Here is a 25,095-nt window from a genome sequence, read left to right as displayed (position 1 = left end):
GCTCAAACCCGGCGATAAGACGTAAACCGTTCTGCCGATCTGTTTCACGTGAAACATCGGCCGCGGGTTGGAGGTAATCAGGCCGACGCTTTGGCTGTCTTTTTCCGCGCCTCGCGGCGCAAATAGGCCGCCAGAATCCCGAGCGCGGCCGGGGTGATGCCATCGAGACGACCTGCCTGCCCGACGGTCCGTGGCCGCGCGCGCTCAAGCTTGACCCGCGCCTCGTTGGACAGCCCCGGCACGACGTCATAATCGATATCGGCGAGCACGAGGCTCTCGTCTCGGCGGAACGCCTCAACATCAGCGGTCTGGCGCTTCAGATAGACGTCGTATTTGGCATCGATCTCCAGATGCACGGCGATTCCCGGATCGATGGCCGACAGCTTCGGCCAGATCGCGGTTACCTCGCCCCACCCGATCTCCGGATAGGCCAAAAGCTCGAACGCGGATCGCCGATGGCCGTCGCGGTTGAGCGAAAGCCCGTGGCGGGCGGCCTCGTTCGGCGTTACGGACAGCGACGTCGCCAGCGCCTTTGCCGCGCTCAAGGCCACCATTTTGGCCCGATGATGGGCTGCGCGCCCTGCCCCGACGCAGCCCATTGCGATGCCCTTGTCCGTGAGCCGCCGATCGGCGTTGTCGGCGCGCAGCGTCAGCCGGTATTCGGCGCGCGACGTGAACATCCGATAGGGCTCGGTGATTCCGCGGGTCACGAGGTCATCAATCATCACGCCAAGATAGCCGTCGGCGCGATCGAACACGACCGGATCGCTGCCGCCCGTGACCAAAGCCGCATTCAGGCCCGCGACAAGCCCCTGAGCCGCAGCCTCTTCATAACCGGTCGTCCCGTTGATCTGGCCGGCGAGGAAAAGGCCCGGCATCCGCTTGGCCTGCAGGGTCGGATCGAGTTCACGGGGATCGACATGATCGTATTCGATGGCATAGCCAGGCCGGGTCATCCTGACTTTCTCGAGTCCCGGAATGGTCGCCAGGATCGCAAGCTGCACATCCTCCGGCAGCGACGTCGAAATCCCGTTGGGATAAACCGTCGTGTCGTCGAGGCCCTCCGGCTCCAGGAAAATCTGGTGCCCGTCGCGATCGCCAAAGCGGACGACCTTGTCCTCGATCGAGGGGCAATAGCGCGGCCCCGAACTCTGGATTTGCCCGGAATAGATCGGCGACCGATGCACATTGGCCCGGATCACCTCGTGCGTCGCCGGCATGGTGCGGGTAATGCCACATTGGATCTGCGGTGTGGTGATACGACTGGTCATCACCGAAAACGGCTCCGGCGGATCGTCACCCGGCTGCATTTCAACCGCGACCCAGTCGATGGTTGTGCCGTCGAGCCGCGGCGGCGTCCCGGTCTTGAGCCGACCAAGCGTGAAGCCGATGCGCTCGAAGGACGCGGACAGGCCGAGCGCCGGCGCTTCGTCCACTCGTCCCGCGGGCCAACTTTTTTCGCCGAGATGGATCAGGCCGCGCAGAAAGGTGCCAGTGGTGATGACGACCGCACCAGCCTCGAACTCGCGGCCGTCGCTCAAGCGAATCCCCGCGATCACACCCTCGGCAATGATAAGGTCGTCCGCCTCGCCTTCGATCACCTTGAGATTTGGGGTCTCGCGAATCGCAACCTGCATCGCGGCGGCATAAAGCTTGCGGTCGGCTTGGGCGCGCGGCCCACGGACCGCCGGACCCTTGCGGCGATTGAGCATCCGGAACTGGATCCCGGCGGCATCAGCGACGCGACCCATCAGTCCGTCCAGCGCATCGACCTCGCGGACTAGATGACCCTTACCGAGCCCGCCGATCGCGGGATTGCATGACATTGCGCCGACGGTGGCAAACCGATGAGTCACGAGCGCCGTCCGCGCGCCCATTCGCGCAGCCGCAGTCGCGGCCTCGCACCCGGCGTGGCCACCCCCGATCACGATAACGTCGAATGATCTTGTCATTGGCTTTTGTTGCGATACCCGGCGGACTTCTATCGCAGGCCCACTCGATCCGAAAGCTTGAGTTTATACGAGACGAACGTATTGGGCGATGTTTCACGTGAAACATCGCCCAGCCGCGATAGTTCGAATGCACATCACAAGAAATGAACTAATATTACACTATTTGCCGATGCAAAAATCGCGAAAGACTGAATCGAGGACATCATCAACATCAACACGCCCGAGCAGCCGCCCTATTGAATGAACTGCGATTCTGACCTCCTCGGCCAAAAACTCGTCGCCCTGTCCGACCACGGCTTCCGCCTTCGCGAGCGATGCCGCAGCATCCTGCAATATGTTGCGGTGCCGCAAACGTGTGATGACGGCGGTTTCGCCCTGACCGAACCAGTTGTCCGCGAACGCCGTCAGCTCCGCCACCAGTTCATCGACGCCGTCGCCGCGCGACGCCGAAATCCCAAATTGCCGAAGTAAAGCGCCCTGCCCCTGATTCGCCTCAAGCTGCCTCGGGTTCGATCCGTTACTTTCCGGGCTCGCAAGATCGATTTTGTTGCGCACACGCCAGAACGACGTGCCACCCTCGCCGATCATTTGCGATGGACTGACGCCGGTGTCGTCATCGGCTAGCCACAGCACCAGATCTGCGGAGGCCGCACGATCGCGTGCCCGCCGCACGCCCTCTTTCTCGACTGGATCATCAGTCTCGCGAATACCCGCGGTATCGATCAGCGTCACCGGATACCCATCGAGATCGAGATGCACTTCGATGATGTCGCGCGTCGTTCCGGCGTGCGGCGACACGATCGCAGCTTCCCGATGCGCGAGCCGATTGAGCAACGTCGACTTGCCGGCATTCGGCGGACCTGCAATCGCGACCGTCAGCCCGTCGCGCAGCCGTTCGCTTTGTGCCGATGCCGCAAGGGTTTCTTCGATCTCGCGACGGAGCTGCGCGATCCTTTCCATCGCGGGCTTCAGCAGGTCTTCCGGCACGTCGCCTTCATCGGCGAAATCGATTCCGGCCTCGATCAGGGCCGACGCATCGATCAACTGCTTGCGCCAGCCCCGCGCACGGTCGCCCAGCAGTCCCTGCAATTGCCTCAAGGCTTGGCGGCGCTGCCGGTCAGTGTCGGCATGGATCAGATCGTCAAGGCCTTCGGCCTCGGTCAGATCGATCTTGCCGTTCTCGAACGCCCGCCGGGTGAACTCTCCGGGCTCCGCGGCTCGCATATTGTCGATCGACGACAGCGCTGCGAACAAGGCGTTGAGCACCGCGCGCCCGCCGTGAACGTGAAACTCCGCGACATCCTCGCCGGTCGCGCTCGCAGGTGCGGCGAACCACAAAACAACTGCATCATCAATGGCTTCCCCGAGACGGTCGCGCAGCAGCGCTCGCTTCGCCGTGCGCGCGACGGGAACCGCACCCGCAATTGTTCGAAGCGCGGCGCCAGCCTGGGCGCCCGAAACGCGCACGACGGCGATCGCCGACGGCGGCCGGCCCGACGACAGGGCGAAGATCGTTTGCTCTCGCGGATGCATTGCCTATTGTCATGTCCGGCTTCGACGACACAACGGGAAATTCAGGCGGCGGCGGCAAATGTTTCCGCCGCGAGCTTTCCGTTATCGCATATTCACAGAAGGGCTCCTCGATATGAATCACGCAGCCGGCTCAGGCCGTCCCGCGAATCGCTTGGCTGCGGAAACGAGCCCTTACTTGCTGCAGCACCAGCATAACCCCGTCGACTGGTGGCCGTGGGGAACGGAGGCGCTCAGTGAGGCGCAGCAAACCAACCGTCCGATCCTGCTCTCGATCGGCTACGCCGCCTGTCACTGGTGCCATGTCATGGCGCACGAGAGCTTTGAGGACGACGAAGTCGCCGCGGTGATGAACGAGTTGTTCGTCTGCATCAAGGTCGATCGCGAGGAGCGGCCGGATATCGATCAGATCTATATGAGCGCGCTGCATCTTCTCGGCGAGCAGGGCGGTTGGCCGCTGACGATGTTCCTGTCATCAGATGGATCGCCATTCTGGGGCGGCACATATTTTCCGAAGCTGCCGGACTACGGCCGTCCGGCATTTACCGATGTGCTGCAATCCGTGGCGCGGGTCTTTCATGACAAACCCGACAGGGTCGCGCAAACCCGCAATGCGCTGATCGCGCGGCTCTCACAACGCGCCAAAGCGGACAATCCGGCGAATCTTGGCGTCGCCGAACTCAATAACGCAGCCGCCGCGATCGCACGTTCAACCGATCCGGTGAACGGCGGTCTGCATGGCGCACCGAAATTTCCGCAATGTTCCGTGCTTGAATTTCTCTGGCGCGCCGGCGCACGCACCGGCGACGACCGTTTCTTCGCAGCCACCACGCTGACCCTGACGCAGATGAGCCAGGGCGGCATCTACGACCACCTCGGCGGCGGCTACGCGCGCTATTCGGTCGACGACAGATGGCTGGTGCCGCACTTCGAGAAGATGCTTTACGACAACGCGCAGATTCTCGATCTGCTCGCATTGGACTATGCGCGCAGCAAAAATCCGCTGTACCGCGAACGCGCGATCGAGACCGTCGATTGGCTGCGCCGGGAGATGTTGACAGGGGAGGGCGGCTTTGCCTCGTCACTCGACGCCGACTCCGAAGGCGAGGAGGGCAAGTTCTATGTCTGGTCGCTGAGCGAGATCGAAGAGGTACTGGGGCAACCCGACGCCGCTGATTTTGCCGCACGATACGATATCACTGCCAAAGGGAATTTCGAAGGTCACAACATTCCCAACCGCCTGAAAAGCGCCAAGCTCGGCGGCGACGACGATGCCCACATGCAGACGCTGCGCGAAAAGCTGCTCGCGCGCCGCGCAAGCCGCACCCGTCCGGGACTCGACGACAAGGTTCTCGCCGACTGGAACGGGTTGATGATCGCGGCAATCGTTCACGCAGCCTGTGTCTTCGACAAACCGGACTGGCTGGAAATCGCCCGGACCGCTTTTGACTTTGTCCGAAAGTCGATGACACGCGGCGAGCGGCTCGGCCACTCCTGGCGCGAGGGCAGGCTGCTGGTGCCGGCGCTGGCTTCCGACTATGCCGCGATGATCCGCGCAGCGCTCGCGTTGTGTGAGGCGATCGGCGACACCGCGCATCTGGAGCAGGCGCTACGCTGGCAGGCAACCCTGGACACACATTACGCCGACGAACACGGTGGTTATTATTTCACGGCCGATGATGCCGAGGGGCTGATCGTTCGGCCGCACTCGACGGCCGACGACGCCATCCCGAACCATGACGGACTGATCGCACAAAACCTGGTGCGCTTCGCGGCGCTGACCGGTGATTCGAAGTGGCGCGACCAGATCGACGGCCTGTTCGTCGCCTTGCTGCCGAGCGCGACAGAGAAGGGCTTTGGCCAGCTGTCGCTGCTGAGCGCGCTCGATCTCCGACTCACCGGCGCGGAAATCGTCGTGGTCGGCTCCGATGCGCAAGCTGAAACGCTGCTCAGCGCCGCACGCACGCTGCCGCACGCCACAAGCATCGTGCTGCATGCACCGCGTGGCGATGCGCTGCCGGCCGAACACCCCGCGCGAGCAAAGCTTGCGGCGATGAAGCAAAGCGCCGCCTTCGTTTGTCGCGGCCAGACGTGCTCGCTGCCGGTCACGACGTCGCAGGCGTTGATCGATCTGGTGATGCGGCGAGTCCCTGCAAAAGCGGAACCTTAGCCACCGGCGTTCATGCTCGCGCCGGTCGCGGGCATGACGACAAAACAAACGGCAAAATCAGGTATTCATCGACTCGAAGAATTCCGAGTTGTTCTTGGTGTTGCGCAGCTTGTCGAGCAGGAAGTCGATCGCATCCATCGTGCCCATCGGATTGAGGATCCGGCGCAGCACGTACATCTTCTTGAGCAGTTGCGGATCGGTGATGAGCTCTTCCTTGCGCGTGCCCGAACGCGAGATGTCGATCGCCGGGAAGGTGCGCTTGTCGGAGACCTTGCGATCGAGGATGAGCTCGGAATTGCCGGTGCCCTTGAACTCTTCGAAGATCACTTCGTCCATACGGCTGCCGGTATCGACCAGCGCGGTGGCGATGATGGTCAGCGAGCCGCCTTCCTCGATGTTGCGCGCTGCGCCGAAGAAACGCTTCGGCCGCTGCAAGGCATTGGCATCGACGCCACCGGTCAGCACCTTGCCGGAGGACGGCACCACGGTGTTGTAAGCCCGGCCCAGACGCGTGATCGAATCAAGCAGGATCACAACGTCGCGACCGTGCTCGACCAGGCGCTTGGCTTTTTCGATCACCATCTCGGCAACCTGAACATGGCGCACGGCCGGCTCGTCGAAAGTCGAGGACACGACCTCGCCCTTCACCGAGCGCTGCATATCGGTGACTTCCTCCGGGCGTTCATCAATCAGAAGAACGATCAGATAACACTCGGGATGATTGGCGGTAATGGAGTGCGCGATATTCTGCATCAGCACTGTTTTACCGGTGCGCGGCGGCGCCACGATCAGCGCACGCTGACCCTTTCCGATCGGAGCAACGATATCAATGACCCGTGCCGACAGATCCTTGCGCGTTGAGTCCTCGAGCTCGAGCCGAAACCGTTGATCGGGAAATAGCGGCGTCAGGTTGTCGAAGTTGACCTTGTGCTTCGACTTCTCTGGATCCTCGAAATTGAGTGTGTTGACCTTCAAAAGCGCAAAGTAACGCTCGCCTTCCTTCGGGCTGCGAATGTGACCTTCAATGGTATCTCCGGTTCGCAGGCCGAAACGGCGAATCTGCGATGGCGAGACGTAGATATCGTCTGGACCCGGCAAATAGTTGGCGTCCGGCGAGCGCAGAAATCCGAAGCCGTCGGAGAGAACCTCAACCACGCCTTCGCCGATGATATCGATTTCCTGAATGGCCAGCTGCTTGAGAATGGCGAACATCAGCTCCTGCTTGCGCATGGTGCTGGCATTTTCGACCCCAAGCTCTTCCGCGAACGACACGAGTTCGGCTGGAGTCTTGGCCTTGAGGTCTTGAAGTTTCATTTCCCGCATTTGGGAGGGTCCTGTGGAATACTTTGAGGAGGACTGTCAGGTGGCTCATGAAGATGCGGACAGTTGAAAAGGAAAGTCCGCAGATCCTGACCGTGAAAAAAACCTTGGGCGAGGAGGGGCCGAAAGGCTTCACACCTGACGTGGCGCCGGTTTGATTAAGGAAACCGGAACGCGACCACATCCGCCTGCTTGGGGTGGGATAACCGCAATATAGAAAATTGATCGTCTTCGTGCAAGGGAAGTGAACCGATCTCTTTAGTCGACCGCTGCCGTCCGCAAACGGCTCGACAACGGCCCAGAATGCATCCCTATCAATCGGGTCTGCCTTTACCGCCTAAGGCTTGACGATGACCAGAATAACGATGCCTACCATCAGAATTGTTACTACCTCGTTGATAATACGATAGAATCTATGACTCTTCGTATTCCGGTCGGCAGCAAAATCCCTCACACGGCGGGCGAAAAAGCCGTGAATGCCGGACATCAGGATCACGAGCACCAGCTTTCCTTGAAACCAGCCCGCTGAATACCAGTGGTGCGCCCACATCATATAAAGCCCGAGCCCCCAGGCCACCATCATTGCGGGATTGATGATCGCCTTGAAGAGCCGCCGCTCCATCACTTTGAATGTCTCGGATTGCTTCGAGCCAATCTCCGCATCGCAGTGATAAACGAAAAGCCGTGGCAGATAGAGCATTCCTGCCATCCAGGAAATGACGGCAATCACATGAAACGCCTTGATCCACTCGTACATCGGTCGTCTCGCTCAGAGTGTCCTGACCCGTCACAATCTGCTGGAACATCTGACGCATGTCAGCGTTGCTCCGGTGACGGATAGAGACCCGATCAAGGCGATATCCGCAAGCGACTCTTTATCTAAATAACCATTTTTAGATTCTTAGGTTTGAGTCTAAGTGGCGGTGAATTAGGCCGGCGCAACGCTGTCCTTGCTTTTTCAAAAGCTTCTTCACACTGTCCGGGAATTCGTTGCAGCCAGGTCGTCGATCCCGAGATCGTCGCAGTCTCAAAGGCTTGCATGTCATTCGCACATGATTATCAAGAGACAAGTCCACACAACCCCACTATCATTTGCCGAAGTCGATGGAGTTTTCCCTTCACGAGATCTGTGAAGAAAAATCCCGGTTATCCCATGGTCCTTGCCGGATGAGCCGTATCGCGGCTCAAACTCCACAGCGATACACAGGGTATACAGGGTCATGGCGCCCATCACCGGCAGCAATTTTCATCTTCATCTGGTGTCTGATTCGACCGGTGAAACGCTGATCACGGTGTCGCGTGCGGTGGCGGCCCAATATGCCAATGTCACGCCTGTTGAACATGTCTACCCGTTGGTGCGCAGCCAGAAGCAACTCGACCGCGTTCTCACGGAAATCGAGGAAGCGCCGGGAATCGTCCTGTTCACGCTTCTGGAAAAGGATCTGGTGGCGCGTCTCGAAGCCAAGTGCCAGGAGATCAACAGCCCCAGCCTTTCAATTATCGGCCCCGTGATGCAGTTGTTTCAGGCCTATCTCGGCGCTGCCACGACCGGCCGCGTCGGTGCACAGCACACGCTGAATGCAGATTATTTCAAGCGCATTGACGCCTTGAACTACACCATGATGCATGACGACGGACAGCACGTCGAAGGTCTGGAGGAGGCGGACGTTGTTCTGGTGGGCGTGTCGCGCACATCGAAAACGCCGACGTCGATCTACCTTGCCAACCGTGGCGTCCGTACTGCGAACGTGCCGCTGGTGCCGGGCATCGCCATCCCGCGCCAACTGGAAACGTTAAGGAAGCCCCTGGTCGTCAGCCTTCATGCGGCGCCGGAGCGTCTCATTCAGGTCCGCCAGAATCGGCTGTTGAGCATAGGGTCGGGGGCCGGCAATGAGACCTATATCGATCGACAATCGGTTGCCGATGAGGTGACCTATGCCCGCCGTCTGAGTGTGAAGCACGACTGGGTTCAACTGGATGTGACGCGCCGGTCGATCGAGGAGACCGCCGCTGCGATCATGAAGCTGTTTGCCGACCGGCAACGACAGCAGCGGCCGGAGTAAGGACCGGAGATGGCGGTCTGGCGCGAACCAAAACCCTTGATACTGGCATCCCAAAGCCAGGTGCGTCAGGCATTGCTCGCCAATGCCGGCCTATCATTCGAGGTCATACCGGCAGCGATCGACGAGCGAGCCATTCAGCAAAGCTCCGGCCTGACGACGGGCGGTGAGATCGCCGTTCGCCTGGCTTTCGAAAAAGCTCGTGAGGTTTCGTTGCGCTCGCCCGGCCGCTACGTCATCGGGGCGGATCAGACACTCGAATGCGACGGTCTCCTGTTCAACAAACCGGTCGGACGCGCGGCGGCGGCGGCACATCTGCGTGCGCTGTCTGGCCGAACTCACATCTTGCACGCTGGTGCCGCGATCGTACGCGATGGTAGGCCGCTCTTTGAAGACGTATCGGCTGCCCGCATGACAATGCGGGAGCTGAGCGAGGACACGATCGAGGCCTATCTGAACGCGGTTGGCGATGCGGCCACGGCCAGCGTCGGCGCCTATCAGCTCGAGAACCTGGGCGTCCATCTGTTCAGCCGGATCGAGGGCGATCATTTCACCATTCTGGGCTTGCCGCTGTTGCCGCTGCTTGCTTTTCTGCGCGGTCAAGGGTTGCTGTCACTGTGATATCGGAAGTTCGGACATGCTGGTGCTTGGGCTGACCGGATCGATCGGAATGGGAAAATCGACCACCGCGAAGCTTTTTTCGGAAGCCGGGGTGCCGGTTTACGATGCGGACGCGGCCGTTCACAAACTCTATGAAGGGGAGGCGGCTCCGGCCATCGAGGCGGCGTTTCCCGGAACGACGGTCAACGGCAAGGTCGACCGCGAGAAATTATCGGCGAAAGTCGTGCACGACGCTGCGGCCATGAAGCTGCTCGAGCAGATCGTGCATCCGATGCTGCATGCCTACCGCCAGGCGTTTCTCGACCAGGCGGAGCGATCGGGTGCTGAGGTGGCGGTGGTGGATGTGCCGCTGCTGTTTGAAACCGGTGGGGAAAAGTCTGTCGATGCCGTCGTCGTTGTTTCCACAACACCGGATGTTCAACGCGGGCGCATTCTGGCCCGGGGCAACATGACGGACGAAAAGCTGGATGCGATTCTGGCCCGGCAGTTGCCGGACGCTGAAAAACGCAAGCGGGCGGATTTCGTAGTGGATACTTCGCATGGTCTTGACGATGTGCGCGCGCAAATCCGGGAAATCCTGGCGGAGGCTGATAAAATGCCGCAACGGCGATCCTGATTCGCGGAAGCCATTACCAGACGTGATGGAATCAAATCCGGGCTCCAGTTTTTATTTTGACGCGTTTTCTTTACGCAAACCGGATCCGTCGCTCGAAAACGCAATAATTTTCACGAAAGCTCATGCGCGAAATCGTTCTCGACACGGAAACGACCGGCCTGGACCCGCTGCGAGGCGATCGTCTGGTCGAGATCGGATGCGTTGAGATCTTCAACCGCATGCCGACGGGGCAAGCGTTTCACCGCTATATCAATCCGGAACGCGACATGCCGCAGGAGGCGTTCGCGGTACACGGCCTGTCGAGCGAGTTCCTTGCCGACAAACCGCTATTTGCGCAGATCGTGGATGAGTTTCTGGAATTTGTCGGTGATGCGCCACTCGTCATTCACAACGCATCGTTCGATATCAGCTTCATCAATGCGGAGCTTGATCGCCTCAAAAGGCAGGCGATCGGGCGCGACCGGCTGGTGGATACGCTGCTGCTGGCGCGGCGGAAGCATCCCGGCGTATCGAACCGGCTCGACGATCTGTGCTCGCGTTACGCCATCGACAATAGTCGCCGGACCAAACACGGTGCATTGCTCGACGCCGAACTGCTCGCGGAGGTCTATGTCGATCTGATCGGCGCGCGGCAGTCGCAATTGATTCTGGCGGAAACCACGCCCCGCCAAACCGGCGGAACTTTGGATATGCCAAGACGTCAGCGAGCTGTGCCCCTGGCGCCGCGCGTGACCGATGCCGACCGCATCGCGCATCGGGATTTCGTCGCTACGCTCGGAGAGAAAGCGATCTGGAAGGAATTCGTCCGGACGGAGGTTTGAGGCTAGCTTGCGTCGGGCAGGGCCTGTCCGATTCTAGCATGTGCATCCCCGTCTCTGACGTTTATGCAAATGTTAGAATCAGAAGTCGGCAACCATAGGTTTTAATCGAGTGTTGAATTCGACACTCGCTTGCAGGGATTGCCGCAAAGCGGACAGCGAATGTCAAATTCACTCCACTAGCTCGGCTTTTGTTGCGCCTGTTGCGCTTCTTGTGCCGCTGCTTGGCGTTCCATGTTTTGCCGATACAGGCTCACGAAATCGATGGGATCGAGCATCAGCGGTGGAAATCCGCCATCGCGAACAAATGTCGCAACGATTTCGCGGGCGAATGGGAACAACAGCCGCGGGCATTCGATCATGACCAGCGGGTGAATATTTTCCTGAGGAACGTTGGTAATCCGGAACACACCCGCATAGGCCAGTTCGAAACTGAACATCAGCTTGCCGCTATGTTCGGCCTTACCCTCGACTTTAAGCACGACCTCATAGTCATTCTCCGCCACGGAGCCGGCGCCGACATTGATCTGGACGCTGATCGACGGCGGCTGTTGCTGGGGGGTGAGCGAGGCGGGCGAATTGGGATTCTCGAAAGAGAGATCCTTGGTATACTGCGCCAGCACATTCAGCTGGGGTGAAGGACCCTCCTCGGGAGGTGTGCCGTTGCCGTTAGTCATGGATGTCTCTCCTGGAACGTTCCAGCGAAGTCTGGGATGATCGGCTTGTTTGAAGGGGCAAATTGCCGCGTCGGGGCGAGTGGCTATCATAAGCGTACCGCTGTCCACAAGGACGGCGGAATGCGCCGGGAAGCTTCGGGTCCCTTAGCCGCCGCCGTTTGCGCCGTCTGGCGACTTAAACTGTTGAGGGAACGCGCTTTCTCCCGGCAATCGGATTTCCCCTTTGATCGGAAACGCGCTATCATTTTTTAGAGGCGGCAGTTAAGGAGACCGCTCGCTGATCCGGTTGGTTGTGCTAAAACGCGCCCTTGGCCGGAGCGGGTTTCGTACCTACATTATCGAAGCCGTCTGATGCGAACCTGTGGCCCCCGCTGGACGTTTGTTCGTCGGACGAGAACCAGACCGATCAGAAAGTGAAGACGACGTGGATATTTACACCATCATTTTCCTGGCGCTGGCGGTCTTTATCTTTCTGCGTCTCCGCAGTGTTCTGGGACAGCGCACGGGAAGTGAGCGGCCGCCTTACGACCGTGCTACGCGGGAAGTCCTGCATGGCGCGCAGGACAACAACGTTGTCCCGATGCCCGGTACCGTGATCGATCAGGCGTCATCGGCGCCTGCGGGCGATGCGACGTTCACCTCCGATCGCTGGAAAAATCTGGCCGAGCCCGGCACGCCCCTCGCCCTCGGGCTCGATGCCATCGCGGGTCAGGATTCGTCCTTCGATCCGAAGCATTTTCTCAGTGGCGCACGCAGCGCCTATGAGATGATTGTGCTGGCATTCGCCAACGGGGATCGCCGGACCTTGAAGGACCTGCTGTCGTCGGACGTCTATGAAAGCTTCGATGCCGCGATCAAGGATCGGGAGAAACTCGAACAGCAGACGGAAACGCGATTTGTCTCAATCGACAAAGTTGAGCTGATTGGCGCGGAAGTGCGGGATGGTGCGGAACAACTGACGGTTCGCTTCACCTCGCAGATGATTTCGATCACCCGCGACAAGACCGGAGCAATTGTCGACGGAAACCCTGAGAAGATTTCCGATATCACGGATGTTTGGACATTTGCCCGCGATATCTCTTCGCGCGATCCGAACTGGAAACTGGTTGGCACCGGAAGCGCCAGCTGACCGTTATCGGTTAAAAAGGTGCGCCGTCGGATTTTGCGTCGCGGTGGCGCTTGTGCCGGTCGCTGTCGAAGCTCATGACAGCCGTCATCGTCCGGATTGGCCGCTCGAGATCACGGGCGGTCAATATATGCCGGTCGCATGGTCCGATATCGCCGGCTGGAACGACGACAATCATCTTGATGCATTCAAGGCATTTCGCGCGAGTTGCCGTGCGGTTACGGCTCGGCGGATCGCGGAGGTCGGCCAGAAGGCGCTCGGTGTGTCATTGCGGGAGCCGTGCCGCGCCGCGAAAATCGCGGATATTTCGAACGATGCCAAAGCCCGCGCTTTCTTCGAAACCCGTTTCCGGGCGGTGCGAATTTCACGTCTCGGCGAGACTGACGGCTTTGTCACGGGCTATTACGAGCCGATCATCGACGGATCGCGCACCAGGACGGACGTCTACACCGTGCCGGTTTATCGGCGACCTTCGAATCTGTTCGTCCGGGGATTCACGCAGAGCGCATCAAGCCTGCCGAACAACGGGCCGGTGTATCGCAAGATAGGCCGCCGAAAACTGGTCCCTTACTTCGATCGCGCCGAAATCGAGGATGGCGCGATCGCAGGCCGCGGCCTTGAAATCTGCTGGCTCAAGAGCCAGACCGATCTGCTCTTTACGCAAATCCAGGGTTCTGCGCGCGTTCGGCTCGAGGATGGCTCGACGCTGCGCATCAATTATGATTCCTATAACGGATATCCGTATACTGCCGTCGGCCGTATCCTGATTGAACGCAACATCATCCCGAAGGATCAGATGTCGATGCAGCGCATCAGGCAGTGGATGAATGAAAACCCGGATGGCGCCACCGAACTGCGCCGCCAAAATCGGTCATATGTCTTCTTCCGCGAGGTGAAGCTCTCGGACAATGACGAGGCGGTCGGCGCACAGGGTGTGCCGCTGGCGCCGGGCCGGTCGATCGCGGTCGATAAATCGCTGCATGTCTATGGCACACCGTTCTTCATCGAAGGCGAGTTGCCGATCGAATCCGAACAGGCGAAAACGCCGTTCCATCGACTGATGATCGCGCAGGATACCGGCTCGGCGATTCTTGGCCCGGCGCGCGCCGACCTTTACTTCGGCGCAGGTCCGGAAGCAGGGCGGGTGTCGGGCCGTCTGCGTCACAGCATGCACTTCGTCATGCTTGTCCCGAACAGCCTCGATCCCCTCGCTCGCGGCAGAACCATGCCGCTTCCCGAAATCCGGCCGTCGGCAAGGATCGCAAAACTGTTTCCGCCGAAGACTCAGAAGCCGGACGACCGCAAGGCCGCCCCGCAACACCCCGCATCGTCACCTGTAACCCCGGCGGGCGAGCCGGCCGGGACTGCGCCCGTGTCCGCGGGAAAAGCCGTGTCGTCAGAAGCGGCTCGGCTGCCGGCGGCACGACCCGAGGTCAGGTCGGATCGTCGCCCGCGGCGTCATCACCATCACCGCCGACACTGGCATCGCCCGGCACGATGAAACGCCCGTCGCCGGATGTATCCGCACGACCTCGCCGCCAGCGCGTTCTTTCGGATGACGAACGTCAGTTGTGGGAGAGCGTCGCCGGGCAGACCAGACCGTTGCGCAAGCGACGTCGGCCGGTCAAATCCGAGGTGGCGCCGGATTTGGAATCCAGCGGGGCTGTGAAGCTCGCGGCCACACCAAAACTGATTTCGCCCAGCGGGATAATCGTCAAACGCAAGAGTCCGCCGCCGCCGGCGTCGCTCACCCGCCGCGAGCGATCGCAATTGTCGCGGGGGCGGAAAGACATCGATGCCCGGATCGACCTGCATGGCATGACGCAGACACGGGCGCATAGCGCTCTGCTGCGTTTTCTGCAGAATGCCTCGGGTGACGGCCTCACCTTCGTGCTCGTCGTTACCGGCAAAGGCCGCACAACGGGACCGGACTCCGAACGCGGCGTGCTTCGCCGGCAGGTCCCGCAATGGTTCGCCCTTCCGGAGTTCCGATCGCTGGTCGCCAGCTTCGACGAGGCGCATACCGGTCATGGCGGCGAGGGCGCGCTCTACGTGCGTTTGCGGCGCGCTAGAGCATGATCCCGAAAAGTGGAAACCGGTTTTCGGATAAGATCATGCTCAATCAGACTCTAGAGAATAAATCGGCTCAGATCGGCGTTCTTGGCCAAGTCGCCGATATGCTTCTGGACATATCCAGCGTCGATGCGAACCGTTTCGCCGTTGCGGTCAGGGGCCGTGAACGAGATATCGTCGAGCACCCGCTCCATGACGGTCTGCAGCCGTCGTGCACCGATGTTCTCGACCGTGGAATTTACCGCGACCGCAATATCCGCAAGCGCATCGACGGCATCATTGGTGATGTCGAGCGTGACGCCCTCGGTCTGCATCAATGCGATATACTGCTTGATGAGCGAGGCTTCGGGCTCGGTCAGGATGCGCCGCATGTCGTTGGGCGTCAGAGCGTCAAGTTCGACGCGGATCGGCAGCCGACCCTGCAACTCGGGCAGCAGATCCGACGGTTTGGCAATGTGAAACGCTCCTGACGCGATGAACAGGATATGGTCGGTCTTGACCGCACCATGTTTAGTGGAGACTGTCGTTCCCTCGATCAACGGCAGCAGGTCGCGCTGCACGCCTTCGCGGGACACGTCGCCACCGCTGCGGCCGTCGCGCACGCAAATCTTGTCGATCTCGTCGAGAAACACGATGCCGTTGTTCTCGACCGCGGCGATGGCCTCCTGCGTGAGCTGGTCGCTGTCGAGCAGCTTGTCGGATTCCTCGTTGACCAGAATTTCGTAGGAGTCCTCGACGGTCAGTCGGCGGGTCTTGGTTCGCCCGCCCATCTTGCCGAAAATATCGCCGATCGAGATCGCGCCGACCTGCGCACCCGGCATCCCCGGAATCTCGAACATCGGCGATCCGCCGGAGGATTGCGTCTCGATCTCGATTTCCTTGTCGTTGAGTTCACCGGCCCGCAGCTTCTTGCGAAAGGAATCGCGCGTGGCGGCGCTTGCATTGGCGCCGACCAGGGCATCGAGAACACGCTCCTCCGCGGCAAGCTGCGCGCGCGCCTGAACGTCCTTGCGCTTGCGCTCGCGGGTCTGGTTGATCGCGACCTCCACGAGATCGCGTACGATCTGTTCGACATCGCGCCCGACATATCCGACTTCGGTGAACTTCGTGGCCTCGACCTTGAGGAACGGTGCGTTGGCAAGCTTTGCCAGCCGCCGCGCGATTTCCGTCTTGCCGACGCCGGTCGGGCCGATCATCAGGATGTTTTTCGGCAGCACTTCCTCGCGCAGCGGTCCGGTCAACTGCTGGCGCCGCCAGCGATTGCGCAAGGCGATGGACACGGCGCGCTTGGCGTCGGTCTGGCCGACGATGAAACGGTCGAGTTCGGAAACGATTTCGCGAGGAGAGAAGTGCATCATGATCTCGAAGATATGTTGAATCGTTGCGGGAACAAGCGGTCAAATGATGGGCGGCCCGGCCTGCCAGTGCCGGATGGCTTCGAAGGGGTGGATCAGCATGATGATATTGAGGGTCAGGTTGTCACGGATATGCAGCCCGACCAGCACCTCAAACAGCACTGCCAGCGCGATCGTCAAAGCAACCGGCAGTTTGCGCGCAAGCACAAATCCAACAACCATGGCCAGCGTGTCAGATACCGAATTGACGATGCTGTCGCCGTAGTAGTCCAGAGAGATGGTGGCTGCACGATAGCGATCGATGATCCAGGGTGAGTTCTCGGTAATCTCCCATGCGCCCTCGATCACCATCGCGAGCAACAGGCGGGTGATCCATGGGGCGCGGGGCAGGATCAGCCACGTTGCGCCATAGAACAGGAAGCCATGCAAGACATGTGAAAATGTGTACCAGTCGGTGAGGTGCTGCGAATTCTCGGAGCTCTGCACGACGCCATGCCAGATCTTGACGTAGCCGCAGGTGCAGATCGGGACCCGGCCCATGCCATAGAGAATTGCGGCTTGAAGCAGGATCAGGCCGAGCGCGATTGCAATCCCGTTGCCGAGTGAAGGACTTGATGGCGGGACGGGATCGGTTCGACCTGTCAAGGCGCTCATACGTCGCGCGTCATCGAGAGGGTGCGGGATATCTGGCGGAATGCGGAGCTCGGCATCGCTCAATCCGTGGACAACATCTCGATGGTCAGGTTGCGGTTGGTATAAACGCAGATGTCGGCAGCGATATCGAGAGAACGACGGACAATCGTTTCCGCATCCTTGTCGGAATCGATCAGCGCCCGCGCGGCGGAAAGCGCGTAGTTTCCCCCAGAGCCGATCGCCATCACGCCGGCTTCCGGCTCCAGAACGTCCCCGGTGCCGGTCAGAACCAATGACACATCCTTGTCCGCGACGAGCATCATGGCTTCGAGCCGCCGCAGATAGCGGTCGGTGCGCCAGTCCTTGGCGAGTTCGACCGCGGCGCGGGTGAGCTGACCGGGATACTGCTCGAGCTTGCTCTCCAGCCGCTCGAACAGCGTGAAGGCGTCGGCAGTGGCGCCGGCGAATCCACCGATGACGTCGCCTTTTCCGAGCTTCCGGACCTTCTTCGCATTGGATTTGATGACGGTCTGGCCGATCGAGACCTGGCCATCTCCGCCAATGACAACCTTGCCGCCCTTGCGGACGGTCAAAATCGTGGTGCCGTGCCAGACCTCTGGCTGTGATGCTTGCATCTGAACCCCTTTTAGGACCCGCCAGATTTAGGCATTGCGGCGCGGCGTTGCAATCGGCGTTCGATATGGCGGATTCTAGTGGTCCGATTCTAACATTCGCATCCCGTTTCAGCAGGTATTTTTGCGAAAGTTAGAATCGCAGGACCACTAGCAACTATAGGTTTCTAGTGGAGTTTTGGATTTGACATTCGCATCTCGGTGCCCGCGGCAGATGGGTCACGAATGTCAAATCCACTCCACCAGTCACCATAGTCCCAAGAACACCGGCAAAATGCCGCGTCCCGCAGTAGCGAAGGCGCCGTGAGCCTGTTAAAAGAGCCCCGATTTGCCAGAGCGCGGTCAGCAAAAGTGGATTTCCGAACGCGCTCTGGATCGTTAAATGGCGCATGATCCTATCGCCAAACCGCTCACACTTTTGGCGGATCATGCGCGACGATAGAGAGCCCTTTTCATGCGCACGGCGACTATTAAGCGCAAAACCAAGGAAACCGACGTCGAGGTCGCGGTGAACCTCGATGGCTCCGGTGTGTCCAAGGTTGCGACCGGCATCGGCTTTTTTGACCACATGCTGGATTTGCTCGCCCGCCATTCGCGCATCGACATCACGGTCAAGGCCGAAGGCGACCTTCACGTCGATCATCACCACACCACGGAAGATGTCGGCATCGCGCTCGGCCAGGCGGTGAAGCAGGCGCTCGGCACGATGGCCGGCATCACCCGCTATGCCAGCGTTCATATGCCTATGGACGAGACGCTGTCCCGTGTCGTGATCGACATATCGGGCCGTCCGGCACTTGTGTTCAAGGTCGAGTTTCCACGCGACAAGGTGGGCGAGTTTGACACCGAGCTGGTCCGCGAATGGTTCAATGCCTTTGCGGGCAATGCAGGCGTGACTTTGCACGTTGAGACCCTATATGGCGAGAACAGTCACCACATAGCCGAATCCTGCTTCAAGGGTCTGGCGCGGGCGCTTCGTGCAGCGGTGGCGATCGATCCGCGCGCTGCGGGCGAAGTGCCATCAACAAAGGGTCAGCTCGGCGGCTGACGGTCCTGTTGTCGGCGGAGAGAGCAATGCCGGTATATACAGTCCATGCGCCACCTGTCGACGGGACGGACATGCGCAGCACTACGGACAAGTTCGTGTTCGTTCGCGATGGCTTTTCGTTCTGGGCCTTTGTGTTCGGTCCGGTGTGGCTGCTTTATCAACGGCTTTGGCTGGCGTTCGCTGGCTATATCGTCCTGTCGGTCGCGGTGGAGGTTGTGCTGACGCTGCTGCATGCCGGCGGAGGAGTGCGCTTTGCAGTTATGGCGGTCATCGTCATGCTGATGGGACTGGAAGCGGCAAGCTTGCGGCGCTGGACGTTGTCGCGGCGCAAATGGCGTCAGCTCGGTGTTGTTATCGCAGACGACAAAGAGGCCGCCGAGCGGCGCTTTTTCGATCGCTGGACGACGATGCGGGGTGTGGACTTCGATCCGTCAACCGTCGATCGCGGCGCGCCGCCGCCGACCCGTAACGTTCTGGGCCAGCCACCGCCATTGCCGCGTAGCGACATTGTCGGGCTGTTTCCGCAACCCGGGTTTCCGCGGTGACCGCTGCGATCATCGACTATGGCTCGGGCAATCTTCATTCAGCCGCGAAGGCGTTTGAGTGCGCGGCGCGCGGCATCGAAGGTTTGGAAAAGATCGTCGTGACGCGCGATCCAGACGTAGTGTTCCGGGCTGATCGCGTGGTGCTGCCCGGCGTCGGCGCGTTCGCCGATTGCCGCAGGGGGCTCGATGCGCTCGATGGCATGGTCCAGGCCCTGACGGAGGTCGTGCGCGACAAGGCGCGTCCGTTTTTGGGCATTTGCGTCGGGATGCAGCTGATGGCGACGCGGGGCAAGGAGCACGTCACGACCGACGGGCTCAACTGGATCGCGGGTGACGTCGAAAAGATTTCGCCGCGCGACGAAAGCCTGAAGATTCCGCATATGGGCTGGAATACGCTCGATCCGGTGCGGGATCATCCGGTGCTTGAACGCCTCCCGTTGGGACCGAAAGGCCGTCACGCCTATTTCGTGCACTCCTATCACCTGAACGCCGCTAATGAGACCGATGTGCTCGCGCGTGCCGATTACGGTGGTCCGGTGACGGCTATCGTCGGCAAGGACACCGCGATCGGTACCCAGTTTCACCCGGAGAAGAGCCAGCGGTTCGGGCTGGCGCTGATCGCCAATTTCCTGAGATGGAAGCCGTGATTCTTTTTCCCGCCATCGATCTCAAGAACGGTCAGTGCGTACGCCTCGAGCAGGGCGACATGGCGCGCGCGACCGTATTCAATCTCGATCCGGCGGAACAGGCGCGCGCCTTTGCGTCGCAAGGCTTTGAGTATCTGCACGTGGTCGATCTCGACGGCGCCTTTGCCGGCAAGCCGGTCAATGCCGACGCGGTCGAGCGGATGCTGAAAAACGTCGCCATGCCGGTGCAGCTTGGCGGCGGCATTCGGGACCTGAAGACCGTCGAAGCCTGGCTCGGCAAGGGCATCACGCGCGTCATCATCGGCACCGCAGCGGTGCGCGATCCGGTTCTGGTTAAGCAAGCCGCCAAGGCATTTCCGGGGCGCGTGGCGGTCGGTCTCGATGCGCGCGACGGCAAAGTCGCGGTGGAAGGCTGGGCCGAGACGTCCGAGATCACCGCGCTCGAGATCGCGCAACGGTTCGAGGACGCCGGCATCGCGGCGATCATCTTCACTGATATCGCCCGCGACGGTTTGCTGAAGGGTCTCAACCTCGACGCCACGATAGCGCTCGCCGAGAGCATTTCAATTCCGGTGATTGCGTCCGGCGGCTTCGCCTCCATCGCGGATGTGAAGGCGCTGCTTGCGCCGCGCGCGAAGAAACTCGCAGGCGCCATTGCCGGACGGGCGCTCTATGACGGCCGGCTCGATCCGGCCGAGGCGCTGGCGCTGATCCGCGCCGCGCGTGCGGCAGCCTGAGGGTATTTGCGCGCGATGTTCAAGGTCCGTGTCATACCCTGTCTTGATGTAAAGGATGGCCGGGTCGTCAAGGGCGTCAACTTCGTGGACCTGCGCGATGCCGGCGACCCTGTGGAAGCGGCGGTCGCATACGATGCGGCCGGCGCCGACGAGCTCACCTTTCTCGACATCACAGCAACGCACGAAAATCGCGGCATCATGCTCGATGTGGTCCGGCGCACGGCGGAGGCCTGCTTCATGCCGGTGACCGTTGGCGGTGGCGTCCGCACCATCGATGATATTCGTACCTTGCTGCGCTCCGGTGCGGACAAGGTCTCGATCAACAGCGCCGCGGTCAGCCGCCGCGAGTTCGTCAAAGAAGCCGCAGAAAAGTTCGGCGACCAGTGCATCGTGGTCGCGATCGACGCCAAGCGGGTGTCAAAGGCCGGCGGCTCGGATCGCTGGGAAATCTTCACCCATGGCGGCCGCAAATCCACCGGCATCGATGCGATCGAATATGCACACGAGGTGGTGTCGCTCGGCGCCGGCGAGATCCTGCTGACCTCGATGGATCGCGATGGCACCCGCCAGGGTTTCGATCTGCCGCTGACCCGGCTGGTGGCCGACAGTGTCTCCGTGCCGGTGATCGCGTCCGGCGGTGTCGGCCATCTCGATCACCTGGTGGATGGGATTCGCGAAGGCCACGCCACCGCGGTTCTTGCCGCGTCGATCTTTCATTTCGGGGAATTTACCATTCGCCAAGCCAAGGATCATATGGCCCGCGCCGGGTTACCGATGCGGCTCGATCCCTGACGACTTCGGAGCGCAGAAGTGGTAAGTCTTCGGGCTTATCTCGCTCACAGGTGTAGCAGCGGAAGACGAGACCAGTAGCATGCCGCGTTTCACGATCCATGATCTCGCTGCCATCATCGACGCTCGGGCCGCATCCGGCGGCGAAGCGTCCTACACACGAAAGCTGCTCGACAAAGGCCCTGGGCATTGCGCCAAGAAGTTTGGCGAGGAAGCCGTCGAGACGGTGATCGCAGCGATCGAAAATGACCGGCATCATCTGATCGCCGAGGGCGCCGATCTGATGTTTCACTTCCTTGTGCTGTTGAAGGCTCGGGGTGTGAAGCTCGAAGATGTCGAGGCTGTTTTGGCGCAGCGCACGACGATGTCGGGACTCGAAGAGAAGGCCGCACGCAATCGCGAGTAGCCCGGGGGGCGAGCTTCATGGATTTGCGGGCAGAACAGCAGCAATACAATCCGTATCGGATTTTCTCCCGAGCCGAATGGGCGAAGTTGCGCGACGATATGCCCATGACGCTGGCTGCCGATGAAATCGCAGCATTGCGGTCAATGCATGATCGCCTCGATCTCACCGAGGTCGAAGAAATTTATCTGCCCTTGTCCAGGCTGCTTTCAATCTATGTGGCGTCGATGCAGCGGCTCTTTGTCGCCCAACGCCGGTTTCTCGGCATCCACGATCGCAAGGTACCGTACATCATCGGCGTGGCCGGATCGGTCGCGGTCGGAAAATCGACCACGGCCCGCGTGCTGCAGGCACTCCTCGCACGATGGTCTCCCCGTCCCAAGGTCGACCTCGTCACCACCGACGGCTTTCTGTTTCCGAACGCGGTGCTTGAGCGACATGGCTTGATGCAGAAAAAGGGTTTCCCGGAGAGCTACAATCTGCCGATGCTGCTGGGGTTTCTCAGCGACATCAAGGCGGGCCGCACGCCGGTGCGCGCGCCGGTTTACTCGCACCTGACGTATGACATCGTGCCCAATAGCTGGATCGAGGTCAGTCAGCCGGATATCCTGATCGTCGAAGGCGTCAACGTCCTGCAGACCGGCCGGCTGCCGCGCGACGGCAGGGCGGTTCCGGTGGTCTCCGACTTCTTCGACTTCTCGGTCTATCTCGATGCCGAAGAACCGGTACTGCGGGACTGGTACGTGACGCGGTTCCTCGCCCTGCGGGATACGGCCTTCCACGACCCGCGATCCTACTTTCACCGCTACGCGCTGCTGTCGGACGACGAGGCGACCGCGACGGCGATCGCAATCTGGGAACGCACCAACCGCGCGAATCTCGAGGACAACATTCTGCCGACGCGGCCGCGGGCGAACCTGATTCTCAAGAAGGGGGCCGACCATGTCGTCGAGCAGGTCGCGCTGAGGCGGCTTTAGAGCATGATCCCGAAAAGTGGGAACCGGTTTTCGGATGAGATCATGCTCAATCAAAAATAGGGGCGGGTTCAACCGCATTGAATTCAGACCCTCAGGCCGCGAGGTGACGGCTCGCCACCAGTCGCGCAAGCGCATCGGCCAGCTTGTCCCGATCGAGCGGTTTGACGAGAAAACCATCCATGCCCGCCTCGAAGCAGGCATGACGATCGTCAATCAGCGCGTTGGCCGTCAGCGCCAGAATGGTCGTGCGGCGGATGCGACGGCCGGCTTCCCGTTCACGAATTTTCTTGGTGGCCTCGATGCCGTCGAGTTTCGGCATCTGCACGTCCATCAGGACGAGGTCGTAGGGCGTATCAGCGGTTTCGGCGGCGACCCACGATTCAAGCGCTTCCTCGCCGTTGGTAGTGACGATCACGTCATGCCCGAGGCGGGTCAGGAGCGAGCATATCAATAACGCATTGATCTCGTTGTCCTCCGCCACGAGGATCGAAAGGCCTTGCGTGGGTGCCGTGGTCGGTGCCTCGGACTCTTCGAGCGTATCGCAATCAGGCCGGCAGTCGGTCGCCTGGAGCGTGGTCGAGCCGTCGGCCGGCGCCGCCAGTCGCTCCGCGATCGACGCGGTTCGCAGAGGCTTGACCAGGTAGCCCGTAAACGCCGCCGCGCCGGGGGCCTGAAGGTCGTGCCTCGTCGACGGCGTAACCATGACGATCCGCCGCGTTGCGTGCTGGCACGCGGCCTGGCCTAATCGCCAGACATCCTCCGCGCCCATGGCATGATCGACGAGCACGGTGTGCCACGACTGCTCCGGAAGCTGGGCGTGGGCAACAGCGATGTCCGATAGCGTGCAGGTCTCGGCGCCCCATCGCTCCAGCCGCCGGGCAAGCAGCGACGCCTCGATCGTCTGAGGGGCCACCAGCATGATCGGGTGCCCTGTCAGATCCGGCGCGGAGAAGCGCTGTCGCGCCGGTGCGTTGTCGTGAGGGGGAAGGGGGATCGACACCTCGAATGTCGAACCGACACCCGGTTTGCTCTCGAGCGTGATGTGTCCGCCCATCTGTTTGACGATGCGGTCGCTGATACTCAATCCCAAGCCCGTGCCGCCGTAGTTGCGCGCAATTTTCTCGTCGGCTTGCGCGAACTCCTGGAAAATCCGCACCTGTGCATCCGGCGCAATGCCGATTCCGGTGTCGCGAACCATGAAGCGGATGTCCGCTGGCCGGAGGCCGGGCTCGACGATCAGCGCAACGCCGCCGGACGGCGTGAACTTGATGGCATTTCCCGCAAGATTGAGCAGGACCTGGCGCAATCGTGCGGCGTCTCCGATCACTTCGATCGGCAACTGCTCATCGATATAGGCGGCGATCTCGAGTTGCCGCGCCTGCGCACGCGGCGCCAGTAGTTCGGTGATATCCTCGATCAGGTCGGATAGGACGAAAGGACGGCTTTCGAGGTTGATTTTGCCGGCTTCGATCTTGGAATAGTCGAGCAATTCCTCGATCAGCGACAGCAGCGCGTCGCCGGATGCCTTGACTGCGTTGACATACGTCGTCTGTTCGGGTGTGAGCGAGGTGTCGAGCAACAATCCGCTCATGCCGATGATGCCGTTCAGCGGTGTGCGAAACTCGTGCGAGGTCATCGCCAGGAAGCGCGATTTGGCCCGGTTGGCTGCGTTTGCGTGATCCCGTGCTTCACCAAGCGCGCGCTCTGTTTCAGCTCGGTTGGTGACATCGCGGCCAACGCATTGCATTTCCGCCGGATGGTTGGCGTCGATCCGCACGAGGCCTTCGCGCCATGCGATCCACCGCGGACCAAGCGCGGTTTCGACGCGCTGATCGTGGATGCGCGTGCCATTCGATTCAAGCGCACTCTCGCCCTGCTCAAGAACGGGGAGCGCGAACCGGCTGCCGAGCAACTCCGCCCGCGATCGCTGAGCCAGAACACAATAGGTGTCGTTGACCGAGGTGATAAGGCCGTCCGCGTCGCGCAAGACGATCAGGTCGCCCTGCGATTCGAAGAGGCTGCGTGCTCGCTCCTCAGCTTCCTTCAGCTCCCAGTTGCGATCCGCAAGCGCTTCATTGTGAAGAGCGACCTTGCGAAGCTTCCTGCGCATCCAGCGCAAGCGCATGCTGAGAATCGCCAGCGCGACACACGCCAGCGCGAAGAGGAAGCTAACGCCCATCGCAAAGGTGTTCGGGTCGTAATCGGCACTTCTGCTTCCGGAAATGAAGCCGTAGGCGCCCCCGAACGCGATAGAGAAAGTCGTGAAGGTCCGAAAAGCAAGATGCAGGCGGGGATATCGTCGAACCAGCCGGCGCAGACGCGCCTTGATCCAGAACAATCGCGCTATCATCAACCACCCCGAGTTC

24 protein-coding genes are annotated in these 25,095 nt (G+C 60.8%); 15 read left to right on the top strand and 9 right to left on the bottom strand.

The annotated features are described in order from the left end of the window. Nucleotides 1–77 precede the first annotated feature (77 nt). Both mnmG and mnmE read right to left on the bottom strand, forming a co-directional pair. On the bottom strand, nucleotides 78–1,952 hold the full coding sequence (gene mnmG, locus ACSZOQ_RS17925) for a tRNA uridine-5-carboxymethylaminomethyl(34) synthesis enzyme MnmG (RefSeq protein ID WP_439923751.1): 1,875 nt from the start codon (nucleotides 1,950–1,952) through the stop codon (nucleotides 78–80). Between the two features lie 159 nt (nucleotides 1,953–2,111). Further along, a complete protein-coding gene (gene mnmE, locus ACSZOQ_RS17920; protein ID WP_439923750.1) occupies nucleotides 2,112–3,485 on the bottom strand; it encodes a tRNA uridine-5-carboxymethylaminomethyl(34) synthesis GTPase MnmE in 1,374 nt (457 codons plus the stop codon). A 112-nt stretch (nucleotides 3,486–3,597) separates the two neighbouring features. Here mnmE and ACSZOQ_RS17915 point away from each other — a divergent pair, with 112 nt between their 5' ends. Then, complete coding sequence (locus tag ACSZOQ_RS17915) at nucleotides 3,598–5,652, top strand: thioredoxin domain-containing protein (RefSeq protein WP_439923748.1); 2,055 nt, start codon at nucleotides 3,598–3,600, stop codon at nucleotides 5,650–5,652. Between the two features lie 57 nt (nucleotides 5,653–5,709). On the opposite strand, the gene rho is transcribed toward ACSZOQ_RS17915, so the two are convergent. Together rho and hemJ are read right to left on the bottom strand one after the other, a co-directional pair. After that, entirely contained in the window at nucleotides 5,710–6,975 is a 1,266-nt protein-coding gene (gene rho, locus ACSZOQ_RS17910; RefSeq protein ID WP_439923747.1) for a transcription termination factor Rho, read from the bottom strand. Between the two features lie 334 nt (nucleotides 6,976–7,309). After that, on the bottom strand, nucleotides 7,310–7,729 hold the full coding sequence (hemJ, locus tag ACSZOQ_RS17905) for a protoporphyrinogen oxidase HemJ (protein ID WP_439923746.1): 420 nt from the start codon (nucleotides 7,727–7,729) through the stop codon (nucleotides 7,310–7,312). 463 nt (nucleotides 7,730–8,192) lie between these two features. On the opposite strand from hemJ, the gene ACSZOQ_RS17900 reads away from it, so the two are divergent. The 4 genes from ACSZOQ_RS17900 (at nucleotide 8,193) to dnaQ (ending at nucleotide 11,090) form a co-directional block, all read left to right on the top strand. Beyond that, complete coding sequence (locus tag ACSZOQ_RS17900; RefSeq protein WP_439923745.1) at nucleotides 8,193–9,035, top strand: pyruvate, water dikinase regulatory protein; 843 nt, start codon at nucleotides 8,193–8,195, stop codon at nucleotides 9,033–9,035. 9 nt (nucleotides 9,036–9,044) lie between these two features. Beyond that, nucleotides 9,045–9,653, top strand: a complete 609-nt coding sequence (locus ACSZOQ_RS17895) for a Maf family protein (RefSeq protein WP_439923744.1) — start codon at nucleotides 9,045–9,047, stop codon at nucleotides 9,651–9,653. 16 nt (nucleotides 9,654–9,669) lie between these two features. Next, nucleotides 9,670–10,269: a dephospho-CoA kinase gene (gene coaE / locus ACSZOQ_RS17890; protein ID WP_439923743.1), complete on the top strand. Its 600-nt coding sequence runs from the start codon at nucleotides 9,670–9,672 to the stop codon at nucleotides 10,267–10,269. Nucleotides 10,270–10,391: 122 nt separating this feature from the next. Further along, complete coding sequence (gene dnaQ, locus ACSZOQ_RS17885) at nucleotides 10,392–11,090, top strand: DNA polymerase III subunit epsilon (RefSeq protein ID WP_439923742.1); 699 nt, start codon at nucleotides 10,392–10,394, stop codon at nucleotides 11,088–11,090. Between the two features lie 176 nt (nucleotides 11,091–11,266). On the opposite strand, the gene secB is transcribed toward dnaQ, so the two are convergent. Continuing rightward, nucleotides 11,267–11,764, bottom strand: coding sequence for a protein-export chaperone SecB (gene secB / locus ACSZOQ_RS17880; RefSeq protein ID WP_439926125.1), 498 nt, complete (start codon nucleotides 11,762–11,764; stop codon nucleotides 11,267–11,269). A 424-nt stretch (nucleotides 11,765–12,188) separates the two neighbouring features. On the opposite strand from secB, the gene ACSZOQ_RS17875 reads away from it, so the two are divergent. Genes ACSZOQ_RS17875 through ACSZOQ_RS17865 form a run of 3 tightly spaced genes read left to right on the top strand, consistent with a single transcriptional unit; the run spans nucleotide 12,189 to nucleotide 14,969 of the window. Next, nucleotides 12,189–12,893 (top strand): Tim44/TimA family putative adaptor protein, encoded by a 705-nt coding sequence (locus tag ACSZOQ_RS17875; protein ID WP_439923741.1) that lies wholly within the window; start codon nucleotides 12,189–12,191, stop codon nucleotides 12,891–12,893. Next, complete coding sequence (gene mltA / locus ACSZOQ_RS17870; protein ID WP_439923740.1) at nucleotides 12,871–14,391, top strand: murein transglycosylase A; 1,521 nt, start codon at nucleotides 12,871–12,873, stop codon at nucleotides 14,389–14,391. The genes ACSZOQ_RS17875 and mltA overlap by 23 nt, the downstream gene beginning before the upstream one ends. Next, entirely contained in the window at nucleotides 14,388–14,969 is a 582-nt protein-coding gene (locus ACSZOQ_RS17865; protein ID WP_439923739.1) for a Smr/MutS family protein, read from the top strand. Before mltA ends, ACSZOQ_RS17865 begins: the two co-directional genes overlap by 4 nt. Before the next feature lie 50 nt (nucleotides 14,970–15,019). On the opposite strand, the gene hslU is transcribed toward ACSZOQ_RS17865, so the two are convergent. The 3 genes from hslU to hslV are packed head-to-tail and all read right to left on the bottom strand — an operon-like array spanning nucleotide 15,020 to nucleotide 17,586. Next, nucleotides 15,020–16,321: an ATP-dependent protease ATPase subunit HslU gene (gene hslU, locus ACSZOQ_RS17860; protein WP_439923738.1), complete on the bottom strand. Its 1,302-nt coding sequence runs from the start codon at nucleotides 16,319–16,321 to the stop codon at nucleotides 15,020–15,022. Between the two features lie 39 nt (nucleotides 16,322–16,360). Next, on the bottom strand, nucleotides 16,361–16,972 hold the full coding sequence (locus tag ACSZOQ_RS17855) for a DUF2585 domain-containing protein (RefSeq protein ID WP_439923737.1): 612 nt from the start codon (nucleotides 16,970–16,972) through the stop codon (nucleotides 16,361–16,363). Between the two features lie 59 nt (nucleotides 16,973–17,031). After that, on the bottom strand, nucleotides 17,032–17,586 hold the full coding sequence (hslV, locus tag ACSZOQ_RS17850; protein WP_439923736.1) for an ATP-dependent protease subunit HslV: 555 nt from the start codon (nucleotides 17,584–17,586) through the stop codon (nucleotides 17,032–17,034). A gap of 451 nt (nucleotides 17,587–18,037) precedes the next feature. Between hslV and hisB the strand changes: the two genes are divergently transcribed. From hisB to coaA, 7 genes are all read left to right on the top strand, one after another. Next, nucleotides 18,038–18,631, top strand: coding sequence for an imidazoleglycerol-phosphate dehydratase HisB (gene hisB, locus ACSZOQ_RS17845; protein WP_439923735.1), 594 nt, complete (start codon nucleotides 18,038–18,040; stop codon nucleotides 18,629–18,631). A gap of 26 nt (nucleotides 18,632–18,657) precedes the next feature. Further along, the gene (locus ACSZOQ_RS17840) at nucleotides 18,658–19,176 is read left to right on the top strand and encodes a DUF2628 domain-containing protein (RefSeq protein WP_439923734.1); all 519 of its coding nucleotides are present in this window, start codon (nucleotides 18,658–18,660) and stop codon (nucleotides 19,174–19,176) included. Next, a complete protein-coding gene (gene hisH / locus ACSZOQ_RS17835; protein ID WP_439923733.1) occupies nucleotides 19,173–19,823 on the top strand; it encodes an imidazole glycerol phosphate synthase subunit HisH in 651 nt (216 codons plus the stop codon). The genes ACSZOQ_RS17840 and hisH overlap by 4 nt, the downstream gene beginning before the upstream one ends. Further along, the gene (hisA, locus tag ACSZOQ_RS17830; RefSeq protein ID WP_439923732.1) at nucleotides 19,811–20,560 is read left to right on the top strand and encodes a 1-(5-phosphoribosyl)-5-[(5-phosphoribosylamino)methylideneamino]imidazole-4-carboxamide isomerase; all 750 of its coding nucleotides are present in this window, start codon (nucleotides 19,811–19,813) and stop codon (nucleotides 20,558–20,560) included. Before hisH ends, hisA begins: the two co-directional genes overlap by 13 nt. 15 nt (nucleotides 20,561–20,575) lie before the next feature. Beyond that, complete coding sequence (hisF, locus tag ACSZOQ_RS17825; protein WP_439923731.1) at nucleotides 20,576–21,352, top strand: imidazole glycerol phosphate synthase subunit HisF; 777 nt, start codon at nucleotides 20,576–20,578, stop codon at nucleotides 21,350–21,352. A gap of 79 nt (nucleotides 21,353–21,431) precedes the next feature. Beyond that, a complete protein-coding gene (locus ACSZOQ_RS17820) occupies nucleotides 21,432–21,755 on the top strand; it encodes a phosphoribosyl-ATP diphosphatase (protein ID WP_439923730.1) in 324 nt (107 codons plus the stop codon). A gap of 17 nt (nucleotides 21,756–21,772) precedes the next feature. Next, nucleotides 21,773–22,729 (top strand): type I pantothenate kinase, encoded by a 957-nt coding sequence (gene coaA, locus ACSZOQ_RS17815; protein WP_439923729.1) that lies wholly within the window; start codon nucleotides 21,773–21,775, stop codon nucleotides 22,727–22,729. Between the two features lie 91 nt (nucleotides 22,730–22,820). On the opposite strand, the gene ACSZOQ_RS17810 is transcribed toward coaA, so the two are convergent. Further along, on the bottom strand, nucleotides 22,821–25,079 hold the full coding sequence (locus tag ACSZOQ_RS17810; protein WP_439923728.1) for a response regulator: 2,259 nt from the start codon (nucleotides 25,077–25,079) through the stop codon (nucleotides 22,821–22,823). Nucleotides 25,080–25,095: the final 16 nt, after the last annotated feature.

This window comes from Nitrobacter sp. JJSN, from assembly GCF_051912485.1.
Classification (GTDB): Bacteria; Pseudomonadota; Alphaproteobacteria; order Rhizobiales; family Xanthobacteraceae; genus Nitrobacter.
The sequence above is the reverse complement of the archived record's forward strand: the minus strand, read 5'-3'. Positions and strand labels throughout refer to the sequence as shown.